General features: G+C 70.4%; 26 protein-coding genes. 8 read left to right on the forward strand and 18 right to left on the reverse strand.

Features of this window, described 5'->3' with window-relative positions; genetic code table 11:
• The first annotated feature begins 72 nt into the window (after positions 1-72).
• Genes G472_RS37975 through hemN form a run of 3 tightly spaced genes read left to right on the forward strand, consistent with a single transcriptional unit; the run spans position 73 to position 2,038 of the window.
• Positions 73-234, forward strand: a complete 162-nt coding sequence (locus G472_RS37975) for a YqaE/Pmp3 family membrane protein (protein ID WP_035691431.1) — start codon at positions 73-75, stop codon at positions 232-234.
• Positions 203-613: a DUF4112 domain-containing protein gene (locus tag G472_RS0106765; protein WP_029007769.1), complete on the forward strand. Its 411-nt coding sequence runs from the start codon at positions 203-205 to the stop codon at positions 611-613. Before G472_RS37975 ends, G472_RS0106765 begins: the two co-directional genes overlap by 32 nt.
• Before the next feature lie 45 nt (positions 614-658).
• Positions 659-2,038 (forward strand): oxygen-independent coproporphyrinogen III oxidase, encoded by a 1,380-nt coding sequence (gene hemN / locus G472_RS0106770; protein ID WP_084536495.1) that lies wholly within the window; start codon positions 659-661, stop codon positions 2,036-2,038.
• A gap of 58 nt (positions 2,039-2,096) precedes the next feature.
• On the opposite strand, the gene G472_RS0106775 is transcribed toward hemN, so the two are convergent.
• Together G472_RS0106775 and G472_RS0106780 are read right to left on the reverse strand one after the other, a co-directional pair.
• The gene (locus G472_RS0106775) at positions 2,097-3,725 is read right to left on the reverse strand and encodes a methyl-accepting chemotaxis protein (RefSeq protein ID WP_169732786.1); all 1,629 of its coding nucleotides are present in this window, start codon (positions 3,723-3,725) and stop codon (positions 2,097-2,099) included.
• Between the two features lie 32 nt (positions 3,726-3,757).
• Positions 3,758-4,483 (reverse strand): substrate-binding periplasmic protein, encoded by a 726-nt coding sequence (locus G472_RS0106780; RefSeq protein ID WP_029007772.1) that lies wholly within the window; start codon positions 4,481-4,483, stop codon positions 3,758-3,760.
• A gap of 333 nt (positions 4,484-4,816) precedes the next feature.
• Between G472_RS0106780 and G472_RS0106785 the strand changes: the two genes are divergently transcribed.
• Both G472_RS0106785 and G472_RS0106790 read left to right on the forward strand, forming a co-directional pair.
• On the forward strand, positions 4,817-5,428 hold the full coding sequence (locus G472_RS0106785) for a glutathione S-transferase family protein (RefSeq protein ID WP_029007773.1): 612 nt from the start codon (positions 4,817-4,819) through the stop codon (positions 5,426-5,428).
• 31 nt (positions 5,429-5,459) lie between these two features.
• On the forward strand, positions 5,460-6,635 hold the full coding sequence (locus G472_RS0106790) for a M20 aminoacylase family protein (RefSeq protein WP_029007774.1): 1,176 nt from the start codon (positions 5,460-5,462) through the stop codon (positions 6,633-6,635).
• A 22-nt stretch (positions 6,636-6,657) separates the two neighbouring features.
• Here the strand turns inward: G472_RS0106790 and G472_RS0106795 are convergent, their stop codons facing one another.
• Positions 6,658-7,665: an extracellular catalytic domain type 1 short-chain-length polyhydroxyalkanoate depolymerase gene (locus G472_RS0106795; RefSeq protein ID WP_029007775.1), complete on the reverse strand. Its 1,008-nt coding sequence runs from the start codon at positions 7,663-7,665 to the stop codon at positions 6,658-6,660.
• Positions 7,666-7,824: 159 nt separating this feature from the next.
• On the opposite strand from G472_RS0106795, the gene G472_RS31685 reads away from it, so the two are divergent.
• Both G472_RS31685 and G472_RS0106805 read left to right on the forward strand, forming a co-directional pair.
• Positions 7,825-8,301 carry a GFA family protein gene (locus tag G472_RS31685; RefSeq protein ID WP_035691434.1) on the forward strand — a complete coding sequence of 159 codons (477 nt, stop codon included), beginning with the start codon at positions 7,825-7,827 and terminating at the stop codon, positions 8,299-8,301.
• Positions 8,302-8,387: 86 nt separating this feature from the next.
• Positions 8,388-8,786 (forward strand): VOC family protein, encoded by a 399-nt coding sequence (locus tag G472_RS0106805; protein WP_029007941.1) that lies wholly within the window; start codon positions 8,388-8,390, stop codon positions 8,784-8,786.
• Here the strand turns inward: G472_RS0106805 and G472_RS31690 are convergent.
• The 12 genes from G472_RS31690 to G472_RS31695 all read right to left on the reverse strand — a co-directional run bounded on the left by G472_RS31690 (position 8,735) and on the right by G472_RS31695 (position 21,776).
• Positions 8,735-9,406, reverse strand: coding sequence for a helix-turn-helix domain-containing protein (locus G472_RS31690; RefSeq protein WP_051340518.1), 672 nt, complete (start codon positions 9,404-9,406; stop codon positions 8,735-8,737). The genes G472_RS0106805 and G472_RS31690 overlap by 52 nt on opposite strands.
• A 49-nt stretch (positions 9,407-9,455) precedes the next feature.
• Complete coding sequence (locus G472_RS0106815; RefSeq protein WP_029007776.1) at positions 9,456-11,153, reverse strand: methyl-accepting chemotaxis protein; 1,698 nt, start codon at positions 11,151-11,153, stop codon at positions 9,456-9,458.
• A gap of 317 nt (positions 11,154-11,470) precedes the next feature.
• Entirely contained in the window at positions 11,471-11,770 is a 300-nt protein-coding gene (locus G472_RS0106820; RefSeq protein WP_035691436.1) for a ferredoxin family protein, read from the reverse strand.
• The gene (locus G472_RS0106825) at positions 11,767-13,068 is read right to left on the reverse strand and encodes an FAD-dependent monooxygenase (RefSeq protein ID WP_029007778.1); all 1,302 of its coding nucleotides are present in this window, start codon (positions 13,066-13,068) and stop codon (positions 11,767-11,769) included. The genes G472_RS0106820 and G472_RS0106825 overlap by 4 nt, the downstream gene beginning before the upstream one ends.
• A 19-nt stretch (positions 13,069-13,087) precedes the next feature.
• Positions 13,088-14,173, reverse strand: coding sequence for an electron transfer flavoprotein subunit alpha/FixB family protein (locus G472_RS0106830; protein WP_029007779.1), 1,086 nt, complete (start codon positions 14,171-14,173; stop codon positions 13,088-13,090).
• A gap of 38 nt (positions 14,174-14,211) precedes the next feature.
• Positions 14,212-15,063 (reverse strand): electron transfer flavoprotein subunit beta/FixA family protein, encoded by an 852-nt coding sequence (locus G472_RS0106835; RefSeq protein WP_029007780.1) that lies wholly within the window; start codon positions 15,061-15,063, stop codon positions 14,212-14,214.
• 419 nt (positions 15,064-15,482) lie between these two features.
• On the reverse strand, positions 15,483-16,406 hold the full coding sequence (locus G472_RS0106845; protein WP_029007781.1) for an N-carbamoyl-D-amino-acid hydrolase: 924 nt from the start codon (positions 16,404-16,406) through the stop codon (positions 15,483-15,485).
• A 13-nt stretch (positions 16,407-16,419) separates the two neighbouring features.
• Positions 16,420-17,661 carry a Zn-dependent hydrolase gene (locus G472_RS0106850; protein ID WP_029007782.1) on the reverse strand — a complete coding sequence of 414 codons (1,242 nt, stop codon included), beginning with the start codon at positions 17,659-17,661 and terminating at the stop codon, positions 16,420-16,422.
• A complete protein-coding gene (locus G472_RS0106855) occupies positions 17,658-18,824 on the reverse strand; it encodes a diaminopropionate ammonia-lyase (protein WP_029007783.1) in 1,167 nt (388 codons plus the stop codon). Before G472_RS0106855 ends, G472_RS0106850 begins: the two co-directional genes overlap by 4 nt.
• 80 nt (positions 18,825-18,904) lie before the next feature.
• Positions 18,905-19,948 (reverse strand): TRAP transporter substrate-binding protein, encoded by a 1,044-nt coding sequence (locus tag G472_RS0106860; protein WP_051340519.1) that lies wholly within the window; start codon positions 19,946-19,948, stop codon positions 18,905-18,907.
• A 26-nt stretch (positions 19,949-19,974) separates the two neighbouring features.
• Positions 19,975-21,255: a TRAP transporter large permease gene (locus tag G472_RS0106865; RefSeq protein WP_029007785.1), complete on the reverse strand. Its 1,281-nt coding sequence runs from the start codon at positions 21,253-21,255 to the stop codon at positions 19,975-19,977.
• Positions 21,252-21,776 (reverse strand): TRAP transporter small permease, encoded by a 525-nt coding sequence (locus G472_RS31695; RefSeq protein WP_035691438.1) that lies wholly within the window; start codon positions 21,774-21,776, stop codon positions 21,252-21,254. The genes G472_RS0106865 and G472_RS31695 overlap by 4 nt, the downstream gene beginning before the upstream one ends.
• Positions 21,777-21,916: 140 nt before the next feature.
• Here G472_RS31695 and G472_RS0106875 point away from each other — a divergent pair, with 140 nt between their 5' ends.
• The gene (locus G472_RS0106875) at positions 21,917-22,774 is read left to right on the forward strand and encodes a MurR/RpiR family transcriptional regulator (protein ID WP_029007786.1); all 858 of its coding nucleotides are present in this window, start codon (positions 21,917-21,919) and stop codon (positions 22,772-22,774) included.
• A 16-nt stretch (positions 22,775-22,790) separates the two neighbouring features.
• On the opposite strand, the gene G472_RS31700 is transcribed toward G472_RS0106875, so the two are convergent.
• The 3 genes from G472_RS31700 to G472_RS0106890 all read right to left on the reverse strand — a co-directional run bounded on the left by G472_RS31700 (position 22,791) and on the right by G472_RS0106890 (position 26,156).
• A complete protein-coding gene (locus G472_RS31700) occupies positions 22,791-24,380 on the reverse strand; it encodes a phospholipase D-like domain-containing protein (RefSeq protein ID WP_084536497.1) in 1,590 nt (529 codons plus the stop codon).
• Positions 24,381-24,468: 88 nt separating this feature from the next.
• On the reverse strand, positions 24,469-25,281 hold the full coding sequence (locus G472_RS0106885) for a carbohydrate ABC transporter permease (RefSeq protein ID WP_029007787.1): 813 nt from the start codon (positions 25,279-25,281) through the stop codon (positions 24,469-24,471).
• Positions 25,278-26,156 carry a carbohydrate ABC transporter permease gene (locus G472_RS0106890; protein WP_029007788.1) on the reverse strand — a complete coding sequence of 293 codons (879 nt, stop codon included), beginning with the start codon at positions 26,154-26,156 and terminating at the stop codon, positions 25,278-25,280. Before G472_RS0106890 ends, G472_RS0106885 begins: the two co-directional genes overlap by 4 nt.
• Between the last annotated feature and the right edge of the window lie 57 nt (positions 26,157-26,213).

Raw genomic sequence — 26,213 nt, forward strand, 5'->3', positions numbered from 1 at the left:
GGGGGAACCGCGAGCGGCGCCGGGCGTTCATCACGGGCGACCGCCGCCGCGCCACCGGAGACGAAGACCCCCATGGACATCATCCGCATCCTTCTGGCCATCCTGCTGCCGCCGCTGGGCGTCTTCCTGCAGGTGGGATTCGGCCTGCACTTCTGGATCAACGTGCTGCTGACCATCCTGGGTTACATCCCGGGGATCATCCATGCCATCTACGTCATCATCAAGTTCAAGTGACAGCGACCGGGAGCGGCTGGAGCGGCTGCGCCGTCTGGCGTGGTGGCTCGATTCGCGCTGGCGCATCCCCGGCATCCCCATTCCCATCGGGCTGGACGGCATCGCGTCGATCGTGCCGGTGGTGGGCGACACGGCCACCGCGATCGTCTCCGCCTACATCGTCCGCGAAGCGATGCGGTTCGGCCTGCCCCGCTCCCTGGTGATCCGGATGATGGCCAACGTGGGCATCGACTGGGCCGTCGGCTCGATCCCCGTGCTGGGCACCCTCTTCGACGTCGCCTTCAAGGCCAACCGGCGCAACGTCGACCTGCTGCACCGCCACCTGGAGGAGCGGATGGCCCGCGCCGCCGCATCCCCGGCCGACCGGCGGATGGGTTGACGCAAATCAAAGCCCCGGCGGCGATCCCGCCGCACTGTGCGGGGCATGACGACGCTCCGCACCACCGACATCCTGAACCCCGCGCTCCTCGCCAAGTACGACGGGCTGCGGATCCCGCGCTACACCAGCTATCCCACGGCGCCGCACTTCTCACCCAACGTCGGGCATGAGACGTACCGGCGCTGGCTGGGCGAGCTGACGCCGGACCATGCCGGGTCGCTGTACGTGCATGTGCCGTTCTGCCAGCAGATGTGCTGGTACTGCGGCTGCCACACCAAGATCGTCGCCCGCTACGAACCCATCGCCGAGTATCTCGCCCACATCCGCTGCGAGATCGACCGGGTGGCCGATGCCATTCCCGGCCGCCTCGCCGTGCGCCACATCCATTTCGGCGGCGGCACCCCCACCATGCAGGCGCCGGAGGATTTCGAGGCGCTGATCGCCCACCTGCGCCGCCGCTTCGACGTGGTCGAGGGGGCGGAGGTGGCGGTGGAGATCGACCCGCGCACCCTGACCGAGGAAATGGCCGCGGCGCTGGGCCGGGCCGGGGTCAACCGCGCCTCTCTGGGCGTGCAGGACTTCGATCCCGCGGTGCAGGCCGCCGTCAACCGCATCCAGCCGCGGGAGATGACCGAGCGGTCGCTGGCCTGGCTGCGCGCCAACGGCATCCGCCACATCAACCTGGACCTGATGTACGGCCTGCCGCACCAGTCGGTGGAGAGCGTCACCCGTTCCGCCGAAATCGCGCTGGAGATGGACGCCGACCGCTTCGCGGTCTTCGGCTACGCCCATGTGCCGTGGATGAAGACGCACCAGAAGAAGATCGACGAGTCGGCCCTGGCCGGCACGCTCGGCCGCTGGGAGCAGTTCGCCGCCATCGCCGGGGTTCTCACCGGTGCCGGCTATGCCGCCATCGGGCTGGACCATTTCGCCAGGCCCACCGACGAACTGGCGGTGCAGCAGGCGGCGGGCACGCTGAACCGCAATTTCCAGGGCTACACCACCGACGACGCCGACGTGCTGCTGGGCTTCGGCGCCTCGGCCATCGGCGCGCTGCCGCAGGGCTACATTCAGAATGCCGTCCCCTTCGGCGATTATGCCGAGGCGGTGGACGCCGGCCGCCTCGCCACCGTCAAGGGGCTGGCCCTGGACGACGAGGACCGCCTGCGCCGCGCCGTGATCGAGCGGATGATGTGCGACCTCGCGGTGGACGCCGGTGCCCTGGCCGAACGGTTCGGACGCGACCCCGGCCATTTCGACGAGGAACTGGCCGGCCTGACGGACCTGGTGACCGACGGCGTCGCCGTGGTGGAGGGACGCACCATCCGCGTGCCCGAGGCGGCCCGCCCGCTGATGCGCATCGTCGCCGCCCGCTTCGACACCTATCTGGCGACGGGCGCGGGGCGGCACAGCCGGGCGGTATGACGCGCGGGTCGGGACGTCCCGACCCGCGCACCATCACCACCGCCCGACGCGATCCGATCTATCCCGCCCGCACCGAGCGCAGGAAGCCGTCCACTTCGCCGGTGAGCGTGTCGGCCTGATGCGCCAGGCGGCGGGCGCGGTCCAGTAGCTCCCGGGCCGCCTGGCCGCCCACGTCGGCCGCCTTGCTGACGCCCTGAATGCTGGACGACACCAGGCGGGTGCTCGACGCCGCCTGCTGGACGCTGCGGGCGATCTCCTGCGTCGCAGCACCCTGCTCCTCCACCGCCGAGGCGATGGCGGTGGCGATCTGGTTCATCCGCTCGATCACCCGCCCCACGTCCCGGATCTCCTGCACCGCCTCTCCCGTCGCCGCCTGGATGGAGGCGACCTGGCCGCTGATCTCGTCGGTGGCCCTGGCCGTCTGGTTGGCGAGTTGCTTGACCTCGCTGGCCACCACGGCGAAGCCCTTGCCGGCATCGCCGGCCCGCGCCGCTTCGATCGTGGCGTTGAGCGCCAGCAGGTTGGTCTGACCGGCAATGGAGTTGATGAGGTCGACCACGGAACCGATGCGCTGAATGGCGGCCGCCAGCCCTTCCACCTTGTCGTTGGCCTGGCGGGCCAGCATCACCGCGTCGGCGGTCACCCGGCTGGAGTCGCTGACCTGGCGGCCGATCTCGGTGATGGAGTTGGACAGCTCCTCCGACGCCGCGGCCACGGTCTGGACGTGGGAGGACGCCTCCTCGGTCGCCGTGGCGACGGACGCGGCGAGACGGTCGGTGTCCCCGGCGGCGTCGGCCATGACCCGCGACTGCTGCTCCAGGAGTGCCGTTTCGCCGGACACGTCGGCGATCACGCCGCCGACCGTCGTCTGGAACCCGTCGGCCAGGCTCAGCATCTGCCGCCGCCGCTCCTCCTCGGCCCGGGCCTTCTGCGCCGCCTGCTCGGCCTGCAGACGGTCGACCTCCACGGCGTTGCGGCGGAACACCTCCACCGCCGTGGCCATGGCGCCCATCTCGTCGCGCCGGCCGGTGCCGGGAATGGTCACGTCCTTCTCGCCGCCGGCCAGACGTCCCATGGCCGCCGTCAGGGCGACGACGGGGCCGATGACGATGCGGCGCAGAGCGAACGCCAGGCTGCCGAGCAGCAGCCCGACGATCACCGCGGCCAGCCCGAGCTGCATCCGCGTCGCCTCGACCGCTCCGGCCAGGGCCCGGCTGCGATCCCAGGCCACCACGAGCACGCCGGTCATGGCGTCCTGCGCCCCCTGCACCACCGGCACGGCAACCACCGTGTGCTCGGGGTGGGCTTCCACGACGGCGGCGCGGGAGCCCTGAACGGCGCTCCGCAGCCCGCCGACGGCCGCATCGAAGGCAAAGGCGGGGCGGTCGGGATCGACGAAGCGGTGCAGTTCCTTGCCGTCGGCGTCGAGGACGACCAGCCCGCCGAGGTCCCCGTTCGGACCCCGGAGGTTGGCATAGGCACCGATCATCGCCTGGGTGCGGTTGAAGCGCACCGCCGCCGCCATGTTGTCGGCCAGCAGGTGCGAGACCGCCATCCGCCCGTCGTCGAAGACCGCCAGCATCCGCCCCCGCTCCCCGGTGATCTGCAAGGCCGCGGACACGCCGAAGCCGATGACGAGGCCGACCGCCACCGTCAGCAGGATCTTGCGCCCGATCGTCAGTGTCATGGTGCCCTCCATCCGCGGTCCCGCTCCGGTCGTCACTTCAGGCCGTAGGAGTGATAGATCCGGTCGAAGGTGCCGTCCTGCTGAAGCACCTGCACGGCGTCCTGCCAGGCGGCGATGTCGATGGCCGGAGACTTGGGCGACGCGCCGAGCCACAGCGCACCGGTGAAGGCCCGGTACCCCTTGACCAGGTCGGCGGTGTTGCCCGCGGCGCGCCACACGGCGACGGCCTCGGTGGCGTCGGCGAACCAGATGTCGATCTCACCCGCCTTCAGCTTGGCCGCCGATTCGGCCGAGGTCGCGAAATCGATGACGCCCGTGAAGCCCTTGTCGGCGAGGAAGGCGGCGAAGGCCGACCCCTTCAGAACACCGATGCGCCGCGCCCTGGCGTCGTCGAGACCGGCCACCGCCGGCGTGCCCGGAGCCGAAAGGAAGCTGGCTTCTATGTCGAACATCTTGACGACCCAGGTGTACTTCTCCTCCCGCGCCGGCGTGCGCGCCAGGGGGAAGACCAGCGTGTTCTCGCCTTCCTGCGCCAGGGCGTGCGCCTGGCCCATGGGATGGAAGCTGGTCTCGATCGACACGCCGAGCACATTGGCCATTTCGGCCAGAAGCTCGCGGATGAATCCCGGCCGGTCGCCCGACTGGATCGAATAGGGGGGAATGTCGGCCGTCATCAGCCGCAGCGTTTCCGCACGCGCGGACTGCCCGGCGGCCGATGCCAACAGGACGACAACAAGAAGTCTCAGGATCGCAGGCATCGGCGTTTTCCTTATTCTGGAACAATGAAGAAAAATGATGAGACCGCTAGAGATCGAACGATCAGTGTATTGTAACCGATCGCAAGCCCGGATTATCTTCGATATCGACAACAGGGACATTAGCTCTTATATCATTATTTCTTTAATGAAGGGGCGATGCATAAGGATGTATGTTGTTTCGTCGCACCTTCGCTTGGACGATCCGAAAGACGGACCGCCTCCAACCTTGGAATGACGGGGGTGGAACCGCGGCTCGCGGGGCTCTGGCGTTGCCGGTGCAAATCGGCAAGAGTGGGACGTGACGGAGACAATCCGCAAAGAGGCCTGACGCCGATGATCACGCTCTACACGTTTCCCACGCCCAACGGCCACAAGGCCTCGATCCTGCTGGAGGAGCTGGGGCTGAAGTACCGGGTGCATCGGCTCGACCTCATGGCCGGCGAGAACCGGTCGGCGGCGTATCTGGCCATCAGCCCGGCGGGCAAGCTGCCGGCGGTGGCGGAGGAGATGCCGGGTGGCGTGACCCGGCGCCTGTTCGGGTCGGGCGCCATCCTGCTGCATTATGCCGAGTGCGCCGGGCGCCTGCTGCCGACGGGCGCCGCGCGGGACGAGACGCTGTGCTGGTTCCAGTTCGGCATCAGCGATCTGGGCCCCATCGCCGTCGACCTGTTCCGCTTCGCCGTACGCGCGCCGGAGAAGATCCCCTACGCCATCGACCTCTACCGCACGGAATTGCAACGCTACTATGATGCGCTGGACCGCCGGCTGGGCGAGGCTACCTATCTCGGCGGCGACGAGTATTCGATCGCCGACATCGCCTGCTATCCCTTCGTCGCCGTCGCGGCCGAGGGCGGCCGGCTGAACGATCAGGCCAACCTGCAGCGCTGGCGCGCGCTGATCGCCGAACGTCCGGCGGTGCAGCGCGGCATGGCGGTGCCGACTTGATCATCGAAGGAACACGGGAACACCGACGGACATGCCGATCATCAACCGCATCGCCGCCTTCCGGGACGACATGACCGCCTGGCGCCGCGACATCCACGCCCACCCGGAGCTGGCCTACGAGGAGCGGCGCACCGCCGACCTGGTCGCCGCCCGCCTGGAGTCGTTCGGGATCGAGGTGCACCGTGGCCTGGCGGAAACGGGCGTTGTGGGCACCCTGCGCGGCCGCGGCGCGGGCACCGGCGCCATCGGCCTGCGCGCGGACATGGACGCCCTGCCCATGGCCGAGGCCAACAGCTTCGACCACGCCTCGCGCCATCCCGGCAAGATGCACGCCTGCGGCCACGACGGCCACACCGCCATGCTGCTGGGGGCGGCGCGCTACCTGGCGGAAACGCGCGCCTTCGACGGCACGGTGCACTTCATCTTCCAGCCCGCCGAGGAGGGATCGGCCGGCGCCCTGCGCATGATCGAGGAGGGGCTGTTCGAACGCTTTCCCTGCGACCGGGTCTATGGCCTGCACAACTGGCCGGAGCTGCCGGCCGGGGTGATCGCGGTGCATCCGGGGCCGGTGATGGCCGCAGCCGACAAGTTCACCATCACGGTGGAGGGGCACGGGGCCCACGCCGCCATGCCCCACCGCGGCGTCGACCCGGTGCTGGTGGGCGCCCACATCATCACCGCGGTGCAGAGCCTGGTCAGCCGCGGCACCGACCCGATGGACCGCGCCGTCGTCTCGGTCACCTGGGTGGAGGCCGGCACCACCTTCAACGTGATCCCCGCCGAGGCCCGGCTGAACGGCACCATCCGCACCCTGCGCCCGGAGACGCGCGCGCGCATCCATGAACAGCTCACCCGCCTGGCCGTCGCCGTCGCCGACGGGTTCGGCGCGGTGGCGACGGTGGACATCCAGCCCGGCTATCCGCCCACCGTCAACAGCCGGACCGAGGCGGAGGAAGCCGCCGCCATCGCCGCCCGGGTGGTGGGCGACGCCAACGTGATCTGGAACCCCGACCCCACCATGGGCGCGGAGGATTTCGGCTACATGCTCCGCGAACGGCCCGGCTGCTACATCTGGCTCGGCCACGGCGGCGACGGTCCGGGCTGCCGGCTGCACAACCCCCGCTACGACTTCAACGACGAGATCCTGAGCATCGGCGCCTCCTATTGGGCGACGCTGGTGGAAACCGTCCTGCCGCGCCGGGACTGACGCCGGGCCCCGCCGCCGCGGTTCAGCCGTCGGCGGGCCGCGGGTTGGCCAGGAAGAAGCGCAGGATGGCGCGGGACGCGTCGGGGCCGGCCGGGTCGGTGAAGCTCCCCTCCGGGCTGCCGCCGGCCCAGGCATGGCCGGCGCCGTGCACGGTCCAGTGTTCGCACAGCAGCCGTCCGGCGCCGTCGCGGTGGAGGGTGCGGCTGTACGCCCGCCCGCCCGGCACCTGCCCCGGCTCCACCGTCGCCGTCACCCCGTCGGCCCCGGCCAGGGTGGCGGCGACCACGGCCTCACCGTTGCGCGGGTGGACCACCTTGTCCGCGTCGCCGTGGAAGACGATCGCCGGGACGCGCCGCCCGGTCTCCGGCGCGGCGGCCGCGGTGGAGCCCTGGCGCATGGCGAAGAGCGCCGCCGGCACCCCGCGCGCCGCACCGAAGGGAAGCCCGGAGTGGATGGCCACGGCGGCCAGCAGATCGGGATAGAGGGCGGCCAGGTTCGCCGCCGCCGCCCCGCCCGCCGACAAGCCGGCGGCGTAGACCCGCCGGGGGTCCACGGGATGGTCCGCCATGACCCGGCGGATGATGCCGGCCAGCAGCTCCGTCTCACCGCCATCGCGCCGGTGCCCCTCCGGGTCGAACCAGTTCCAGCACAGGCGGTCGTTGGCGGGCTTGGCCTGGGCCGGATAGGCCAGGATCACCCCGAACTCGTCGGCCAGCGCGTTCATGCGGGTGCCCGTGGCGAAGTCGTCGGGCGACTGGGTGCAGCCGTGCAGCATCAGCACCAGGGGCAGCGGCCCGCCGCCCGGCGGGCGGGCGGGCCGGTGCAGGGTGTAGGTCCGCGTACCCGCCGCCCCGGTGTAGGACAGCGGCGCGGCATCCGGCGGGCGGGCGGGCGTTTCGGCCGGCACGGGCGCCGCCGGGGGCGGTGACCGGCGCAGCAGGCGGCCGAGCGCGGCGATCGCCCCGGCAAACCGGCCGGCGCGGACGAGGCGGGCCGCTTCGGCCAGGGCGGGGGGCAGGCGCAGGGGCATGGGGCGGGTCCGTGGTGGCGGGGCACCCCCGGTTGGTGCGGTGCAGCGGCGGCGGAGTCAAGCGCCCGCTTGGAACACCACTGCCGCGACACCATGGTCTGTCGGTGTCCGGGACACCATGGTCTGTCGGTGTCCGCAACGATCGACGGGAGAGGAACCATGCGGCTCGACGGGTCCTGCCATTGCGGTGCGGTGCGATTCTCGGTGGATGCCTACGCACCCGTTCCCTATCTGCGCTGCCATTGCTCGATCTGCCGCAAGACGGCGGGGTCCGGCGGCTATGCCATCAATCTCGGTGCCCGGGCGGACACGCTGGCGGTGGAGGGGGGCGAGCACATCACCGTCTTCCACGCCACCGTCGACGGCGGCGTCAGCCCGGCCGAACGCCGTTTTTGCAGCCGCTGCGGCACCGCACTGTGGGTGTCGGACCCCCGCTGGCCCGACCTGGTCCACCCCTTTGCCGGCGCCATCGACACGCCGCTGCCCGAACCGCCGGAGCAGGTGCACATGATGCTGGGCTCCCGGGCGAACTGGGTGCGCGACGACGCCCGGCCGGGCGAGCCGCGCCACGACGAGTACCCCGACGAATCCCTGGAAGACTGGCACCGGGCGCACGGGCTGCTGAGCGGGGATTGAGCGCCGCCCGCCCCTGTCGCAATCCTTCAAGACGGTCCCCGGCGGCGGGCCTATCCTCCACGGGTACACACCGCAAGGAGGAATGGATGATCTTCCGCTACACGATCCTCTACGTCGAGGATGTCGCCGGGACGCTCGACTTCTACCAACGGGCGTTCGGGCTCGCGGTCGGGTTCCGGCACGACGGCGGCGACTACGGCGAGCTGGTGACCGGGGGCACGAAGCTGGCCTTCTCCTCCCGGCGGCTGATGCGCTCCCTGGGCAAGGCGCCGGCGGCGGCCGATCCCAAGGCGCCGGTGTTCGAGATCGCGTTCGAGACCGGCGACGTCGCGGCCGCGGTTGCACGGGCCTGCGCGGCCGGTGCGGTGCTGCTGCAGGACGCGAAGGTGGAGGCGTGGGGCCAGACCACCGCCTATGTGAGCGATCCCAACGGTTACCTGGTGGAGATCTGCTCCCCCGTCCCCGCGGTGCCGAGCCCGGACTGACGCAGCAGTTCCAGCAGCGCCGGGGCGCGGCGCAGGGCGGCCGGCGGCAGGCCGAACCAGCGGCGGAAGTCGCGGGTCATGTGCGCCTGGTCGGCGTAGCCGGCGGCAGCCGCGACGTCGGCCAGCGACGCCTCCGGCAGGATCCGGGCAGCCGCCCGGCGGGCGCGGGCCAGAAGCAGCCAGAACTCCGGCGCCGGCAATCCGTGGGTGCGGAACAGCCGTTGCAGGCTGCGCGGGCTGACGCCGAGGCTGCGGGCGGCGCCCGCGACCGTCGCCCCCTCGTCTGCCAGGGCCGGCACGGCCTCGCCGACCGCGGCGGGAACGTGGCAGTGCTCACCCACCAGATCGTCAATCCCCGCGGGGTCGCCGTCGCAGGCCGGGACACGGGCGATCAGCGTGCCCGTGTCGATGCACGCGCCGGGCATCAGGCGACGGCCGGTCAGGACGTCACCCGGCCGAATGGCGACGCTGCGCGGCCCCGTCTGCAGGTCGGACACGAAGCCGGTCACACGCCCGTCGGGGTGGCGCACGACGATCAGGTCGCGGCACCCGTCCGGGAAGACGACGGCGTGCCCGGCGACGGTGGCGGTGTGGGTCCAGCGGTCCAGGATGCAGATCATGGGGGCAGTCTGGCCCGGTGCGGCCGCCCGCGCAATCCGCGCACGCCCGTCACGCGCTTTGCCGCCGCCCGATCTCCTTCACCGAATCGTGCACCACGCGGATCAGGGCGGCCCGCAGCTCGTCGACGCTGCGGCTGACGGTGCCCGCGGCGGCCCGCAGGTCGGTGGCGCGGCTGCCGGTGGCGGTGGCCTCGCCGGACACCGCGGCGATGCGCGACGACACCTCCCGCGCGGCGGTGGCGGTCTCGCCGACGTTGCGGCTGATCTCCTGCGTGGCGGCAGACTGTTCCTCCATGGCCGCGGCGATGGCCCCGGCGATGTGGTCCATCTCGGTGATGGAGCGGCCGATCTCCGCCACCGTCTCCACGGTGCGCGCGGTCACCGATTCGATCTCGGCGATCTGGGCGGCGATCTCCTCGGTGGCTCTGGCGGTCTGGGTGGCCAGGCTCTTGACCTCGTTCGCCACCACGGCGAAGCCCTTTCCGGCCTCGCCGGCACGCGCCGCCTCGATGGTGGCGTTCAGGGCCAGCAGGTTGGTCTGGCTGGCGATGCTCTGGATCAGCTTGGTGACGTCGCCGATGCGGATCACCGTGTCGGACAGCGAGCGGATGGTGTCCTGCGCCCGTTCGCCCCCGGCCACGGCCCCCCTTGTGACGGCTCCGGCGTGCGCCACCTGCGCGCTGATCTCGTGGATTGAGGCCGCCAGTTCCTCGGTCGCCGCGGCGACGGTCTGGGCGTTGTTCAGGGCCTGGGCGGCGGCGGCGGCCACGGACTGGGAATTGGCCCCCACCGTGTCGGCCGACCGGGCCATGGCGTCGGCGCTGTCGTCCATGCGGCGGGTGTGGGTGGTGACGTGGCCGACCGCTTCGGTGGCGGCCCGCTCCACCGCCCGGGCCAGTTCGTCCAGGGCGGCGCCCATGGCGCGGGCCGCTTCGGCGCGGTCGCGCTCCTGCTCCGCGTGCAGGCGCCGGTTCTCCAGCCCGTTGTCCTTGAACACCTCCACGGCTCGGGCCATGGCACCGATCTCGTCCCGCGCCGCCGTTCCGGGCACGGTCACGGCGTAATCGCCGCCGGCCATGCGCTGCATCACCCCGGTCAGGCGGTTGACCGGCCGCACCACCCGGCCGAGGACCGCCAGCGTGCCGCCGACGATGGTCACCGCCGCCAGGGCCAGCAGGAACCAGGATATCCGTTCCGCCCTCATGGACTGCTCCTGTGCGTCGGCGTAGCTCTGCCCGGCAACGCGGACCTGAAGGTCGATCAGAGCACCGATCTGCTCGGTCAGCGGGTCCATGGTCTGGTACAGGGTATCGCGCACGAAGCGGTCCAGGCCGTCGGTGTCCTTTGCGGCGAGGATCGCCTGCAACCGGTCCACGGCGTTGTCGACCGTGGCCATCAGGGATTTGGCCCGGTTCACCAGCGCCTCCTCCTCCGGCACCAGGTGCGTACCGAGATAGGTGTTCCAGCGCTGCCGGATCTCCGCCATGGCGGTGGACACGGAACGCTGCCCTTCCTCCCACGAGACGTTGGCGTTGCGCACCTTGTGGGAGGCATCGACGATGAACACGGCGTAGGCGTCGGAGATGATCTTGAGATCGCGCAGCGGCACCACCCGGTCGTCATGGACGGTGGCAAGGTTTCGGTTGGCCACCTGCAGGGCCCGCATGCCGACGATGTCGCTCACCACCAGCAGTCCACCCAGCGTGGCGAGTACGGCCAGAAGAATGAACTGCACGGTCAGACGCATGTGGGCCTCTCCTCCGATCGGTTGCGGCACTTTGACGTTTGGACGGTCGGGCATAGCCGACGATACGTCATACCGATGAAGGTATCAATGATACTGAAACGCAAACGTCACAGATGCGACATGACCGGAACGAGGCGGATTGCCGCATCTCCGGGATTATTTCTTGTTCATTACTGGATTGAAATAAATCTGCATCGGACCAAATCTTGCGCAACTGGCTAAGATTCGGGCATGCGTGTCGCACGAAAAAACCCCTATCCCGATTGGGAAAGGGGTTTTTTGCTGAGGTCCGGGAGAGTCAACCGATGACGGAACGGTCAGCCGAACTTGTAGCTGATGCCGTAGCCGCCGCGCGGGTAGTCCCAGAGGATGTTGCCCTTGTCCTGGCAGACCACCCGGCAGGTGCCGCACTCCAGGCAACCGTCGGTGGCAAGGCTGACGCCACCGGCCTCGTCCCTGGTGTAGCAGGCGGCCGGGCAGCACCAGGTGCAGGGCTGCGTGGCACAGCTCCGGCACGCCGCCTCTTCCTTGATGCGGATGTGCGGACGGCTTTCGTCGACGATGTAGCGGTTCTGGTAGAGCTTGTCTTCGACCTTGATCGTCATGATGTGGCTCATCGGAAGGCCCTCGCCAGCTTGATCGCGTCGCCCATCAGACCGAAGAAGGAGCGCTTCTTGACGAAGGAGCGCATGATTTCCTTCTCCTTGGTCAGCTTGTCGACGCTGTCCACGGTGAACAGGTTGTGCGCGGCGCCGTTCAGCAGGTCGGGGTAGGCCCCGAAGAACTGCTTGTTGGCGTGCATGATGTCGGGCAGGTCCCGGTACTTCTTCAGGTCCTTCATGACGAAGGAGTCGTCCAGCTTGCGCCGGTAGGCGGCCAGGTTGGCCGCGGTCATCGGCCGGCCGGCGCGCTTCAGCTCGATGATGGTCTCGGCCGCCATGCGGCCCGACGCCATGGCGAGGTTGGAGCCCTCGCGGTGGGCGGCGTTGTTGAAGTGGGCGGCGTCGCCCACCGCCAGCCACCCGTCGCCGGTGAGCTGCGGCACCGCGTTGTAGCCGCCCTCGGGGATCATGTGGGCGGCGTATTCCTTCATCTCCGCCCCTTCGATCAGGGGCTTGATCACCGGGTGGTTCTTCAGGTCCTCCAGCAGCTTGTAGGGGGCCACCCCGGCCTGCTTGAAGTCCGAGACCAGGCAGCCGATGCCGATGGTGAGCGACTCCTTGTTGGTGTAGAGGAAGGCGGTGCCGACCATCCCCTTGGTCACCTTGCCCATGATCTCGATGACGACACCTTCCTCGTCCTTCAGGCCGAAGCGCTGCTGGATCAGGTCGGGGTCGATGAACAGGATCTCCTTGACCGCCAGGGCCACGTTCTGCGGCGCCAGCTCCTGATGCAGGCCGGCGCGCTTGGCGAGCAGGGCGTTGACGCCGTCGGCCATCACCACCACGTCCGCGTGGATCTCGCCGCCCACCCGGTCGGTCTTCACGCCGTAGACCTTGCCCGAGGCGTCGCGCAGCAGCTCGGTCACCGTGGTTTCGCAGATCTGCAAGGCACCGGCCTTGCGGATGCGCTCGGAGAACCACTTGTCGATGTTGGCGCGGATGATGGTGTAGCGGTTGGGGGCGTCGGTGTTGAAGGCGTCGGAGCGGTAGTTGGTGCCGATGTAGCTGTCGTCGCCCAGCAGCCAGATCCGCTGTTCGATGATGTGCCGCTCGGTGGGGCAGTCATCGCGGAAATCCGGAATGATCTTCTCCAGCTCCGCGGCGTACATGATGCCGCCCTGGACGTTCTTGGCGCCGGGGTATTCCCCGCGCTCAAGCTGCAACACGTTCATCCCGGCCTTGGCCAGCGTGTAGGTGGCGGCGTTGCCGGACGGGCCGGCGCCGACGACGATGGCATCGAACTTCTCGACCATGTCCCTGGTCCTCCTCGTCTCAGCTCGCCAGCCGGTTGACGGACAGCTTCCGGGAGAAAGCGTCGGTCAGGGCGGGCAGGATCTTCAGCGCGTCCCCGACGATGCCGTGGTGGGCGAAGTCGAAGATCGGCGCGTTGGGGTCGGTGTTGATGGCCAGGATCAGGTCGGACTTCTCCATGCCGACCCGGTGCTGGATGGCGCCGGAGATGCCGGCGGCGATGTAGAGGGTGGGCCGCACCGTCTTGCCGGTCTGCCCGACCTGCCGGTCGTTGCCGACCCAGCCCGCCTGCACCAGCGGCCGCGACACGCCGACCTCGGCGCCCAGCACCCGCGCCAGGTCCCACACCAGGGACATGTTCTCAGCCTTCTGCAGGCCCTTGCCGGCGGCGACGATGATGTCGGCGAAGGCCAGTTGGGCCTCGTTGCGCTCGCTGTCGGGGATGAAGCTCAGCACCTTGGTGACGAAATCCTCCTCCGCCAGGTCCGGTGTCACCTCGATGACCTGCCCCGTCCGCGTCTCGTCGCGGTCGGGCATGGCCATGACGCGCGGGCGCACCGTGGCCATCTGCGGCCGGTAGGCCAGCGTCTGGATGGTGCACAGCAGCGTGCCGCCGAAGGTCGGGCGGGTGGCCGCCAGGCTGCGGTTCTCGGCGTAGATGTCCAATTCGGTGCAGTCGGCGGTCAGACCGGTGGCCAGCGTGGTGGCGATGGCGCCCGCCAGGTCGCGGCCCAGCGTGGTGGCGCCCAGCAGCACGATCTCCGGCTTGAAGGTGTTGACCACGTCGGTCATCACCCGGGCGTAGGGGTCGGTGCGGTAATCGGCCAGCACCGGGTGCGTGACCTTGTAGACCACGTCCGCGCCGTAGCCGAAGGACTCGCCGCAGATGCGCTCCAGATCGGGGCCGGCGGCGCCCAGCACGACGGCGCCCACCTCGACGCCCAGCTTGTCGGCCAGCTTGCGGGCCTCGCCCACCAGCTCCCACGACACGGAATGGGCGGCGCCCCGCTCCTGCTCCACGATCACCCACACGCCCTTGTAGGCCTTCAGATGCTCGGGCAACTGGAAGCGGCGGCCCTGCGGCTTGCTCGGTGCGGCTTCGCTCATGGCGTCTCTCTCGAATGGGGGGTGACGGGGGCGGGCGTTCAGGCGCCGGCGGCGGCGCGGGCCAGCAGGCCGGCGGCCAGCTTGGGCTGGGCGGCGAAGATGGTCTCCACCGCGGCGGCGGCGACGCCGGCGGGCTCACCGCCCTCGGCCTCGATGAACTTGGCCTTCTCGGCGCGGGGCTTGGGCACGAAGACCTTGGACACCACGGTGGGGGAGCCCTTGAGGCCGACCTTGGTCTCGTCCTCCACGCAGTCGTCCTTGCTCCACACCCTGATCTCGGTGCGGGCGGCGCGGAACAGGTCGTCCATGGTGCCGAAGCGGATGGTGTTGGTTCCCTCCAGCATGGTGATCATCACCGGCAGGGCCGTCTTCAGCACCTGCACCCCGCCTTCGGACCGGCGCTGCACGGTGATCTCCCGCTTCGCAAGGTCCAGGTCCACGACGGACGAGATGTAGGTGAGCTGCCGGAGCCCCAGGCGCGTGGCGATGCCGGGGCCGACCTGGGCGGTGTCGCCGTCGACGGTCTGCTTGCCGCAGAACACCATGTCGACCGGCTCCTCCTCGCCCAGCTTGCGGATCGCCGCGGACAGCGCGTAGGAGGTGGCCAGGGTGTCGGAGCCCGCGAACTTGCGGTCGGTCAACAGCACCGCCTGGTCCGCCCCGAACGACAGCGCCTTGCGCAGCGCCGCCTCGGCCATCGGCGGTCCCATGGTCAGCATGGTGACGCGCGCGCCGGTCTTGTCCTTGATGCGCAGCGCTTCTTCCAGCGAGAAGAGGTCGTAGGGATTGATGATCGCCGGCACGCCCTGGCGCATGATGGTGTTGGTCACCGGGTGGATTCTTATCTGGGTGCTGTCGGGCACCTGCTTGATACAGACGACGATGTGCATCCCGGTCTCCTGAATGGGCTTGCGTCCTAGCGCGCGGCACTGTGCTGACAGCAAGCCGCGTGCCAGCCGGAGACGTCACTCTATCCCTCTGATTTCACGGGGATACTGCCCGACCGGAGAGGTTTCGGGCAGGTGCGCGGGCATGTCGCAATTCCGACACGCGGGGTGTTTTGTCGGGTTCGGGACAGGGAAAGTGCGGTTACTTTCCCTATGACGGTGTCGTCGGGCGGCCGGCGGCAACGGCGGCCGGCGCCGATCGATTCCGTCACCACCTTCCGGTCCGCCGTCCCGGTCGACGACGCCCGCCGGGTTCTCGGGAGCGGGTAAGGGGCGAATTCAAAAAGAGAGGGGCTCCGCAGCGGAGCCCCTTTTCCATCGTCCCATCCCTCAGCCTTCGGATCGCCCTCCGGCCTTCCCCCTCAACCGCACCACCCCGCGTACTGGTCCGGCCGGCGGTGGAGGGCGAAGTTGAAGACGTTCCGCTTGATCTCGTCGCAGCGCGCGAGGTCGACGTCATGGACGATCACCTCGTCGCCCACCGTGGCGCATTGAGCGACGATTTCGCCGGTGGGGGCGATGATGCAGCTCTGGCCCAGGAGGTCGCAGCCCTCCTCGCGGCCGGCCTTGGCGACGCCGACCACCCAGGTACCGTTCTGGTAGGCGCCGGCCTGCATGACCAGATGGTTGTGGAATCCCTGAAGGTGGTCGTGCTGCGGCACCGGCGGGTAGTGCAGCGGCGTGTTGTAGCCCAGCAGCACCAGCTCCGCCCCCTGAAGGGCCATGGTGCGGTAGGTCTCCGGCCAGCGGCGGTCGTTGCACAGGCACATCCCGACCCGGCCGCCGAAGGCGTCCCACACCGGAAAGCCCTGCTCGCCCGGCTCGAAATAGCGCTTCTCCAGGTGCTGGAAGGCGCGCCACGGCTCGTGCTCGCGGTGGCCCGGCAGGTGGACCTTGCGGTAGCGGCCAACCACCCCGCCCTGCCCGTCCACCAGGATCGCGCTGTTGAACCGCCGGGTGCGCCCGCCCTCGCGGGTCAGCTCGGCGAAGCCGAGATAGAAGCCGACGCCCAGCCGCGCCGCCTCGCGGAACAGGGGCCGCGTGTCGGGACCGGGCATCTCCGTCTCGAAGAAGCCGTCGATCTCCGCCTGGTCCGCCATGAACCAGCGGGGAAAGAAGGTGGTCAGCGCCAGCTCGGGATAGACCACCAGGGTGGCGCCGCGGGCGTGCGCCCGGTGCAGCAGGGCGATCAGGCGGGCCACCACGGCGGCGCGGCTCTCACCGCGGGCGATGGGGCCGAGCTGGGCGGCGGCGACGGTGACGATGCGGGGGGAAGGGGTGCTCATGGGCATCCTGCGGTCAGGCGGCGAGGTCCAGCAGGACCCGCAGCAGCACGTTGGCCCCGGCCTCCAGTTGGGCGGGGTCGGTGTGTTCGGCGACGTTGTGGCTGATCCCGTCCCGCGAGGGCACGAAGATCATCCCGGTCGGCGCGTTGGGGGCGAACATCTGGGCATCGTGGCCGGCGCCGCTGGGCAGCCGGCGCACGGTGAGGCCGAGGCCCCGCGCCGTGCGCTCCACCAGCTCCACGACCGCGGGGTCGAAGGGCACGGGGGCGAAGCGGGCGAGGCGGCGGGTGGTAATGCCCACCCCCTCCGCCGCGGCCAGGCGGTCGATGGCGTCGGCCAGCAGCGCTTCGGCCCGTTGCAGCACGGCGTCGTCGGTGTTGCGCAGATCGACGGTGAGCGTGGCGCGGCGCGCAACCACGTTGATCAGGTTGGGCTCCGGCACGATCACGCCGACGGTGCCCACCTGCGGCGGGCCGAGGCGCGTGGCGATGGCGCGCACCTCCACCGCCAGCGCCGCCGCCGCATAGGCGGCGTCGCGGCGCAGGTCCATGGGCGTGGTGCCCGCGTGGTTGGACACGCCCTCCACCACCACCTCGGTCCAGGAAATGCCCTGCACCCCGGTCACGGCGCCGATGGCGATGCCCTCGCGGTCCAGCACCGGCCCCTGCTCGATGTGCAGCTCCACGAAGGCGGCGGCGCGCTGCGCACCCACCGGCTCCGGCCCGGCGTAGCCGATGCGCGCCAGCGCGTCGCCGACGCGCACGCCGTCGCGGTCGCGGGCGTCCAGGGCTTCGTCCAGGGCCAGGCTGCCCTGGTGGACGGCGCTGCCCATCATATCCGGGGCGAAGCGCGCCCCCTCCTCGTTGGTGAAGACGCCGACGGCCAGGGGCTTGCGGGTGGTGATGCCGGCCTCGTTCAGGGTCTGCACCACCTCCAGCCCGGCGAGAACGCCGAGGCAGCCGTCGTAGCGCCCGCCGGTCGCCACCGTGTCGATGTGCGACCCCGTCATCACCGGCGGCCCGTCCTCAAGCCCGGGGCGCACCCCCACCACGTTGCCGATGGCGTCCACGGTGACGGCAAGGCCGAGGTCGCGCATCCAGCCCGTCACCAGGTCGCGCCCGGCGCGATCCTCGTCGGTGAGCGCCAGGCGGCGGCAGCCGCCGCCGTCGATGGCGCCGACCCGGGCCAGCCGCTCCAGCCGGTCCAGCAGTCGGGTGCCGGACACCGCGGGCAGGTTGGAGGCGGCGCCGGTCATGCGGCCCCCGCGACCGACGCGGCGGGGCGGCCGACCAGCTCCTCGTACAGGTCGGGATCGGTGGCGCCCTCGGTGCCGAAGACCAGCACCCGTGCGTCCGGGCCCAGGCCCAGCTTGGCCCGGGCCGGCGGGTCCTGCGCCGCGGCCAGGGCCACCGCCAGGCCGGCGACGGCGGACTCGCCGGCGACCAGCGGCGGGTCACCGTCCACCCCGTCGGCCAGCAGGCGCATCACCGCCACCGCGGCGTCGTCGGGGATGGCGGTGAAGAAGGGAGCGGCCGGCTCCAGGATCTCCCAGGCCAGTTCCGACACCTCGCCGCAGGCCAGCCCGGCCATCAGCGTGTTCAGGTCGCCGGGCACCGCGACGCGGCGGCCGGCGGCGGCGCTGCGGAACAGGCAGTCGGCGCGGTCGGGCTCGGCCACCACGAAGACCGGCCGGCGGGCGCCGTAGCGCTGCCAGAGCTGGGCGCACACGGCGGCGGCCAGGCCGCCGACACCGCCCTGCACGAAGACGTGGGTCGGCGGGGCGGGGATCTGCTCCAGCGCCTCCTCCGCCATCACCGTGTAGCCCTGCATGACGTCGCGGGGAATGTCGCGGTAGCCGTCGTAGGAGGTGTCGGAGACCACGTGCCAGCCGTTGCGGGCGGCGGCCTCCGCCGCGGCGCGCACGCTGTCGTCATAGGTGCCGGCGGTGCGGATCACCTCGGCGCCGTAGGCGGCGATGGCGGCGCGGCGCCCCTCGCTGACGGTGGCGTGGATGAAAATGACGCAGCGGCAGCCGAACTGCCGCGCCCCCCACGCGACGGAGCGGCCGTGGTTGCCGTCGGTGGCGCAGCACACGGTGATCTCCGCCGGGTGCCGGTCGGGCCGGCTGCGCAGCAGGCGCAGCACCGCGTAGGCGCCGCCCAGCGCCTTGAAGCTGCCCAGGCCGAACCGCCCGGATTCGTCCTTGTAGCGGATGTCGGCGACGCCGGCGGCGGCGGCCAGGCCGGGCAGCGCCACCAGCGGCGTCGGCGCGTAGCCCGGCCACGACGCGATCTCGCGCCGCGCCGCCGCCAGCCCCGCCGGCGACAGGATGGCGCACTGGCGCGGCCCGTAGAGGGCGTCCGGAGAGGCGGCGGGATTGGCGATCAGCCGCAGGCCGTGGAGCGTGGGGAGGGTCATGGGGTCTTCGGTCGTTGTCTTGTGCGTGCGGTGGGGATGGGGGTGGTCGCCCCGGCGCCCCGGCGCGACCACGCGCCTCGCTACTTCGACGCCGTCTCGATCTCGGTCATCAGGGCGTTCAGCATGGCTTCGCCCTCGGCGCCGAACTTGTCGACGATCAGCTTGCGCACCGCCGGCTGGGTCGCCTCGGCGAAGGCGGCGCGCTCCGAGGCCGACAGGGCGTTCACCTCCATCTTCTTCGCCAGCTTGGGCAGGCCGCGCTCGGACGCCTCGATGATGCGGGAGATGCCGCGCCCGGCGTCCACCGCGGCGGCGGCGGCGTAGTCGACCACCGCCCGCTGCTCGGCCGTCAGGCCGTCGTAGAAGCCCTTGTTCATCACCCAGACATAGGGGGTGATGATGTGGTTGGTGATGGTCAGGTACTTCTGCACCTCGTCGAACTTGGCGAAGGCGATGATCGGGATGGGGTTCATCTGCCCGTCCGCGACGCCGGTCTGCAGGGCGGTGTAGACCTCCGCCCAGGGCAGCGGCGTCGGGCGGCCGCCCAGCGACGACACGATGGTCTCATGGGTCGGCAGCGTCATGGTGCGGATGCGCAGGTCCTTCATGTCGGCGACCGAGGTGATCGGCCGCCGGGAGTTGGAGATGGCGAAGAACCCGCCGCTGTCCAGCAGCCCCACCACCTTCAGCCCCGTCCGGGCCTCGACGTCCGCGGCGAAGGTCCGGCCGAAGGCGCTGTCCAGGTTCATCACCTTGTGCGCCACGGCGATGTTGGGGAAGGCGAAGGGCACGTCGAAGACGCCGACCAGCGGGTAATGGGCGGCGATGCCGCCGGCCGAGGAGATGCTGGCCTGAATGACCCCGTCGCGCACCTGCTGGATCACCTCGTCGTCCTTGCCGAGCTGGCCGTCGGAGAACAGGTCGACGGTGATCTCCCCGTTGGTGCCCGATTCCACCAGCGCCTTGAACACCGCCGCCATGGCGCCGGAATGGCTCTGCATCGGGTCGGCCGGGTTGAGGTGGCCGAGCTTCAGCGTCGTCCCGGCCAGCGCCGGCGACAGGCCGAGGCCGGCGGCGACGGCGAGCGCCGCGGCGGCGGTGGAGAGGCGGCGGATCAGCGACATCTCGAACACTCCGTTGTTGGGGGGCGTCAGCCGGCCAGCAGGCGCGGCAGGAACAGGGTCAGGTCGCTCCAGAAGGCGATCAGGACGAGGACCGCCATTTCGGCGACGATGAAGGGGGCGAGCGCGCGGGAGATGGCCTCCACCCGCTCCCCCGTGACGGAGGCCAGCACGAACAGGCAGGCCCCCACCGGCGGCGTCATCAGCGAGATGTTCAGCGCCAGCACGATCATGATGCCGGCGTGCACCGGGTCCATGCCGATGGTGGCGGTCAGCGGCGCCAGCACCGGCGCCAGGATGATCAGCGCCGCGTTGACGTCCATGAACAGGCCGATCACCAGCAGCAGCGCCAGGATCATGGCGATGATGGCGGCGGGATCGTCGGAGATTTGCAGGAAGGTGACGGCGATGAGCTGCGGGATCTTCTCGAACGTCATCCACCAGCCGAGGATCGAGGCGGAGGCGATGATCAGGAAGATCACCCCGGTGACGCGCGCCGTGCGGATGCACATCTCCACCAGGTCGGCCACGGAGATGGTGCGGTAGACCAGCCCGCCGATCACCAGCGCGTAGGCCACGGCGATGGAGGCGGCCTCGGTCGGCGTGACGATCCCGCCGAGGATGCCGCCCAGGATGATCAGCGGCATGACCATCGCCACCAGGCTGCTGCGGAAGGCGACGAGGATGGAGCGCAGGCTCGGCCGCTCCGTCCCCTTGGGCAGGTTCAGCCGCCGCCCCAGCGCCGCGATCACCGCCATGCAGATCAGGCAGATCAGCAGGCCCGGCAGGATGCCCGCGGCGAACAGGCCGGCGATCGACACCCCCATCAGCGAGCCGTAGATCACCATCAGGTTCGACGGCGGGATGGTCGGCCCGATGATCGAGCCGGCGGCCGTCACCGCGCAGGCGAAGGGCCGGCTGTAGCCCTTCTTCACCATGGCCGGCACCATGGTGTTGCCGAAGGCCGCGGCGTCGGCGGTGGCGGCCCCGGTGATGCCGGCGAACAGCACGGACGCCACCATGTTGGAATGAGCCATGCCGCCGCGCAGGAAACCGACCAGCGCGTCGGCGAACTCCACCAGGCGCCGGGTGATGCCCGACCGGTTCATGATCTCGCCGGCCAGGATGAAGAAGGGCATGGCCAGGAAGGGGAACAGGTCCAGTCCGGCGAAGAAGCGCCGCGGCGCCATGCTGACGAACTGCTCGCCGCCGATCTGCAGCATGCCGACCACGCCGGCGATGCCGAGCACGTAGCCGATGGGCATGCCGAGCAGCAGCAGGCCGAAGAAGGTGACGGCAACCAGCGTCATGGAATCCGCTCCGTCCCGAAGTCGTCGAGGCGCCCCTGGTCGCGCACCGCCGCCAGCACCACCTGGATGCCGGCCAGGGCCGCGGTCACCGGCACGGCGGCGAAGGGCAGCGCCTTGCTCATGCCGAAGATCATGGAGAACTGTTTGGCCCCGGCGGCGGTGAAGCCGATGCCGTACCAGGCCAGCAGCGCGAAGAAGGCGAACGCCGCACCGTCCAGCCCCAGCAGCACCGCACGCCGCGCGCGGCCCGGCAGGCGTTCGAACAGGAACAGCATGCCGATGTGCTCGCGCCGGTAGACGCCGCAGGACACCGCCAGCAGAGCCACCCAGATCATCAGGTAGCGTGCCAGCTCCTCGGTGAAGGTGAGGTGGATCGGCAGCACGTAGCGCGCCAGCACGCCCAGCCACACGTCGAGCACCAGCACGACGACCAGAAGTGCACAGAGCCGCTCCACCCACCGGTTCAGCGCACCGCCCCAGCGGTCGGCGCGGGCGGCCCATGACACGGTCGGTGGATGCATGTTACCGGCTCCCGGAGCAGGTTGGCCCGATGGCGCCGATGATCGGGCCGGCCGCCGCCGTCTGTCAACGAAAATTAAAACTGGTGTTTCATACTCGGTGATATGATGAAACTGATGTACCGGAACGCGAGGGAATTGCCGTGAGCGACGAGGCATCCGCCGGCCTGGTGGCCCGCATCCGCGACCATTACGGGCGCCTCCCCCCCAACGAGCGCAAGCTGGCCGACCTGCTGCTGGACCTGCACGACCGGGTGTCCAGCTATTCGGCCACCGAACTGGCGCAACAGGCCGGGGTGTCCAAGGCGGCGGCGACACGGCTGTTCCAGCGCCTGGGGTATGAGGATTTCGCCGCCCTGCGGCGGGAGGTGCGCGGCGGCAGCGGCGCCGCCCCTCTGGACCAGGCCGGTGCCGGGACCATCGACACCCAGCTCTCACGCCTGCTGGAGCGCGAGACGGTCAACCTGACCCGCACGGTGGAAGCCCTGCGCCCGGACGAGGTGCAGGCGATCGTCCGCGCCCTGGCCGGAGCCGGTCAGGTCTATGTGGCGGGGTTCCGCAACAGCTACTACCTCGCCGCCTATTTCCGCCAGTTGCTGGTGCAGCTCCGCCCCGGCGCCCTGCTGCTGCCGGCGGCGGGCCAGACGCTGGGGGAAACCCTGTCGGGGGTGCAGGCCGGCGACGCGCTGGTGGTGATCGGGTTGCGCCGCCGCATCCCGCGGGTGCGCCGCCTGCTGGAACTGGGGCGGCGGCTGGAGCTGCGCACGCTGCTGATCTGCGACCGCCCGGCAGTGGACCTGCGCAAGCTGGCGACCTGGACGATCCCGGTGGAGGTCCACTCCACCGGCATATTCGACAGCCTGGGTCCGGCGATCACCGTACTCGGCCACCTTGCCACCCTGGTCGCCCGCGAGATCGGCGCCCCCGCCCGCCAGCGCCTGACCCGCATGGAGGAGATCCTGGCCGACCTGCACGAGTTGGACGGGGAGCGGGAGGGTTGAGCGGCCCGACCGCCCGTCAGCGCCGCCGCCGCCGCAACGCCAGCCCCACGGCCACGCCGGCCGCCAGGCCGGCGACCAGGGGATAGTAGCGGGTCACCGTCTTCTTCATCGCGTGGACCAGGCGGCGTTCGCGGTGGGTCCGGCTTTCCGGATTGAAGAGTTGCAGGTCGACCAGGCTCGCCTCGGTCTCGCCCAGGTCACGCACCTCCAGTGGGCGCAGGCTGCGGCCCTCGTCCCGGCGCAGGGCGTCGATGGCGGCGACCAGCGAGCCGCGGGCGTCGATCGCCGCCGCCAGGTCCTCCGGCGGGACGCCGAGATGCTCGGCCAGCAGCCGGTTGCGGAAGGCGATGATGGCGCGACGCACCGCCGGCTCGTCCGGCTGGCCGGCCGCATCGACCGCCACGTCGCACTCCGTGTCGAAGCCCATGGACCGGTTGTTGAGGTTGGAGGAGCCCAGACGCAACAACCGGTCGTCGATCACCATAACCTTGGCGTGGACGTAGATGGGGGTGCCGGCGGCGTTGACCGGGTAGAACAGGCGCAGGCGGTCGTGCCGGTCGGCGCGGCGCAGGCGGCCGACCACCTGACTGCGCGCGGCGTCCATGCTCCAGCGCTCCAGCCATCCCTCCGCGTGCTGCGGGTTGACCACAACCACCTCCGGCCCGCCGGGCTCCTCCAGGCGACGGACCAGCACCTCGCGGATGGCGCGCGACGATAGATACTGGCTTTCCAGATAGATGGTCCGGCGCGCCGCCGACAGGGCGGCCACGTACAGCTCCTTGATCTCGTCGATCAGGGGATGGCCGTCGTAGTCTGGCTCGGTGCGGGCGATGGCGACGTCGACGTTGCGCATTGCCACGGCCACGCCGTCGGGCCAGGGAAATGGGCCGGACGGCGGCGGCACCGGGGGAAGCCGCCGGCCGCCGGCGCGGCGCCAGCGCCGCCGCGCCAGGTCGCCCATGGCGACAGCCGCGTCGCCGTCGAACAGGGCGGCGACGTCGTGAAACGGCTCATACGGCGTGCCGTCGGGTTCGACCCGGCAGGGGTCGTTCTCGCGATGCTCCGGCGTGTCCCAGCGGTCGCGGGTCATGTCGATGCCGCCGCAGAACGCCAGCGCGTCATCGATCACCATCAGCTTCTGATGGTGGCAGGCGTCCAGCGGGTGCTCGCTGTCCAGGCGGAAGTGGATGCGCCGCATGGTCAGCCATTGCATGACCAGCAGCGGCACGATCTCGCGTGCGATGGTCTTCACCATCGCCATGTCCCACTTCAGGATGAAGGCTTGCAGACCCGGCCGGCTCTGCACCAGATGCTGGACGAAGCGGCCGAGCATATCCGGCTGGCGGGCATCCTCCCGGTCGGGTTCGAGACGGATGCGCAGGTCGAAATCCCAGCCGACCATCATCAGGCGGTGGCGGGCCAGCCCCATGGCCGCCTTGGCGGCGGCGAAGTAGGCGGCGGCATCGACGATCAGGGCCAGCCGGTCGGCTCGCGCGATGCGCCAGCAGGTCTTGCCGGGCACCAGGATGGGCGTCTCCGGCGGGATCGGCGCCTCCGGCGTGCGGAGGCCGGCTCCGGCCGGTGGGGCGGTGTGATGGACGGCCATGCCGCAGGTTCCCTTGCCGACACATCCCTCGCGAGGGGACGGCATGGAAACCCCCCAACCGCCCGCCCTGTTCCGGGCCGGGACCGGTTCACTTGATGCCGGCGCGCATGAAGCTCTGCACGAACTGGCGCTGGAACAGCAGGAAAGCCAGCAGCAGGGGCGCCGCGGTCATCAGGGTGGCGGCGGTGATGACCGACCAGTCGATCCCCTGGTCGGTGGAGGCGAAGACCGACAGCCCCACCGTCAGCGGCCGCGTGTGGACGGAGTTGGTGACGATCAGCGGCCACAGGAAATTGTTCCAGTGGTGGCTGACGGACACCAGCCCATACGCCACGTACACCGGCTTGGCGAGAGGGACATACACCCGCCACAGCACGGTCAGGGGGCCCGCCCCTTCGACGCGCGCGGCCTCGTCCAGTTCCCGCGGGACGGTCTTGAAGGTTTGGCGCAGCAGAAAGATGCCGAAGGCGGAGGCGACGTAGGGCAGCCCCACGGCGGTGATGGTGTCCACCAGCCCCAGGGCGTGCATGGTGCGGTAGTTCTCCACGATCAGCACGTCGGGCATGATCATGAGCTGCACCAGCACCAGCAGGAACATGACGTCGCGCCCGACGAAGTCGAAGCGGGCGAAGGCATAGGCGGCCAGCGTGCACAGCACGAGCTGGCCGGCGAGAATGCCCGTCACCAGCAGGAAGGTGTTGAGCAGGTAGCGGGGAAACGGCGCCGCTTCCCAGGCGCGGGCGAAGTTCTCCAGCGTCAGCGGCGCCAGCAGGTCGAAGCGCACGGCGTAGGCACCGGGGTGGAAGGCCGTCCACACGGCGTACAGCAGCGGCAGCACCCACAGCAGGGCGAGCAGCCACGCCGCCGCCGTCTCCACCGCGACGTACAGGCGGGCGGTCATCGGTAATGCACCTTGCGGTCGAGGTATAGGAACTGGCCGATGGCGAGCACCACCAGGATGGCCAGCAGCACCGCCGTCAGCGCCGCGGCGTAGCCGGTGTCCCAATAGCGGAACCCCACCTCGTAGATGTAGAACAGCAGCAGTGCCGTGGCGTTGTCGGGGCCGCCGCGGGTCATCACGATGACGTGGTCGACCAGCCGGAAGGCGTTGATGATGGCGTTGACCAGCACGAACAGGGTGGTCGGCATCAGCAGCGGAAAGGTCACCCGGCGGAAGAAGGTCCAGCGCCCCGCCCCTTCCAGGTCCGCCGCCTCGCGCAGGGTCGGCGGGATGGATTGCAGCGCGGCGAGGTAGAAGATCATGAAGAACCCCGCCTCCTTCCACACGGTCACCGCCATCAGCGCCGGCAGGGCGGTCGACCGATCGCCCAGCCAGTTGTGGGCGGGCAGCCCGAACAGGCCGGTGATCTGGTCCAGCAGGCCGTAGCCGGGGGTGTAGAAGAACAGCCAGATGTTCGCCACCGCGATCATCGGCAGCACCGTGGGGGTGAAGTACGCCACCCGCAGGGCCGTACGCCCGCGCAGCCGGCCGTTGACCCACAGGGCCATGGCCAGCGCCAGCGCGATGGACAGCGGCACCGTGCCCAACACGAACAGGGCGTTGTTCATCAGGCTCTGCAGGAAGATCGGGTCCTGCGCCATGGCGGCGTACTGGTCCAGCCCGACGAAACGGGCCGGCCGGCTGCCCCGCGGCGTGCTGTGCAGCGAGTTCCACAGGGCCGCCATCGCGGGATAGTGGGTGAACGCGACCAGCAGCACCGCCGCCGGAAGCAGCAGCAGCCAGCCGTGGACCTGCGTGGCGATGCGAAGCGGCATGGTGGGGGGCACTCGCGACAGGGGGTTCCCTCCCCCGCGGCCGGGGGAGGGATGCGG

The sequence above is a fragment of the Azospirillum halopraeferens DSM 3675 genome (assembly GCF_000429625.1).
In the GTDB taxonomy this organism is placed as follows: Bacteria; Pseudomonadota; Alphaproteobacteria; order Azospirillales; family Azospirillaceae; genus Azospirillum; species Azospirillum halopraeferens.

Coding starts and splice junctions, on each gene's coding strand:
- G472_RS31690 (WP_051340518.1), bottom strand. CDS start 9,406: ATGATCTGCATCCTGGACCGCTGGACCCACACCGCCACCGTCGCCGGG.
- G472_RS0106815 (WP_029007776.1), bottom strand. CDS start 11,153: ATGCGTCTGACCGTGCAGTTCATTCTTCTGGCCGTACTCGCCACGCTG.
- G472_RS0106850 (WP_029007782.1), bottom strand. CDS start 17,661: ATGACCGGCGCCGCCTCCAACCTGCCCGCGGTGTCCGGCACCCGACTG.
- G472_RS0106865 (WP_029007785.1), bottom strand. CDS start 21,255: ATGACGCTGGTTGCCGTCACCTTCTTCGGCCTGCTGCTGCTCGGCATG.
- G472_RS0106885 (WP_029007787.1), bottom strand. CDS start 25,281: ATGACCGCCCGCCTGTACGTCGCGGTGGAGACGGCGGCGGCGTGGCTG.
- G472_RS0106780 (WP_029007772.1), bottom strand. CDS start 4,483: ATGCCTGCGATCCTGAGACTTCTTGTTGTCGTCCTGTTGGCATCGGCC.
- G472_RS37975 (WP_035691431.1), top strand. CDS start 73: ATGGACATCATCCGCATCCTTCTGGCCATCCTGCTGCCGCCGCTGGGC.
- G472_RS0106835 (WP_029007780.1), bottom strand. CDS start 15,063: ATGCACATCGTCGTCTGTATCAAGCAGGTGCCCGACAGCACCCAGATA.
- G472_RS0106820 (WP_035691436.1), bottom strand. CDS start 11,770: ATGAGCCACATCATGACGATCAAGGTCGAAGACAAGCTCTACCAGAAC.
- G472_RS0106805 (WP_029007941.1), top strand. CDS start 8,388: ATGATCTTCCGCTACACGATCCTCTACGTCGAGGATGTCGCCGGGACG.
- G472_RS31700 (WP_084536497.1), bottom strand. CDS start 24,380: ATGGCCGTCCATCACACCGCCCCACCGGCCGGAGCCGGCCTCCGCACG.
- G472_RS0106860 (WP_051340519.1), bottom strand. CDS start 19,948: ATGTCGCTGATCCGCCGCCTCTCCACCGCCGCCGCGGCGCTCGCCGTC.
- G472_RS0106825 (WP_029007778.1), bottom strand. CDS start 13,068: ATGGTCGAGAAGTTCGATGCCATCGTCGTCGGCGCCGGCCCGTCCGGC.
- G472_RS0106775 (WP_169732786.1), bottom strand. CDS start 3,725: ATGACACTGACGATCGGGCGCAAGATCCTGCTGACGGTGGCGGTCGGC.
- G472_RS0106845 (WP_029007781.1), bottom strand. CDS start 16,406: ATGAGCACCCCTTCCCCCCGCATCGTCACCGTCGCCGCCGCCCAGCTC.
- G472_RS0106795 (WP_029007775.1), bottom strand. CDS start 7,665: ATGCCCCTGCGCCTGCCCCCCGCCCTGGCCGAAGCGGCCCGCCTCGTC.
- G472_RS31695 (WP_035691438.1), bottom strand. CDS start 21,776: ATGCATCCACCGACCGTGTCATGGGCCGCCCGCGCCGACCGCTGGGGC.
- G472_RS0106855 (WP_029007783.1), bottom strand. CDS start 18,824: ATGACCCTCCCCACGCTCCACGGCCTGCGGCTGATCGCCAATCCCGCC.
- G472_RS31685 (WP_035691434.1), top strand. CDS start 7,825: ATGCGGCTCGACGGGTCCTGCCATTGCGGTGCGGTGCGATTCTCGGTG.
- G472_RS0106830 (WP_029007779.1), bottom strand. CDS start 14,173: ATGAGCGAAGCCGCACCGAGCAAGCCGCAGGGCCGCCGCTTCCAGTTG.
- G472_RS0106890 (WP_029007788.1), bottom strand. CDS start 26,156: ATGCCGCTTCGCATCGCCACGCAGGTCCACGGCTGGCTGCTGCTGCTT.
- G472_RS0106790 (WP_029007774.1), top strand. CDS start 5,460: ATGCCGATCATCAACCGCATCGCCGCCTTCCGGGACGACATGACCGCC.
- G472_RS0106785 (WP_029007773.1), top strand. CDS start 4,817: ATGATCACGCTCTACACGTTTCCCACGCCCAACGGCCACAAGGCCTCG.
- G472_RS0106765 (WP_029007769.1), top strand. CDS start 203: ATGCCATCTACGTCATCATCAAGTTCAAGTGACAGCGACCGGGAGCGG.
- hemN (WP_084536495.1), top strand. CDS start 659: ATGACGACGCTCCGCACCACCGACATCCTGAACCCCGCGCTCCTCGCC.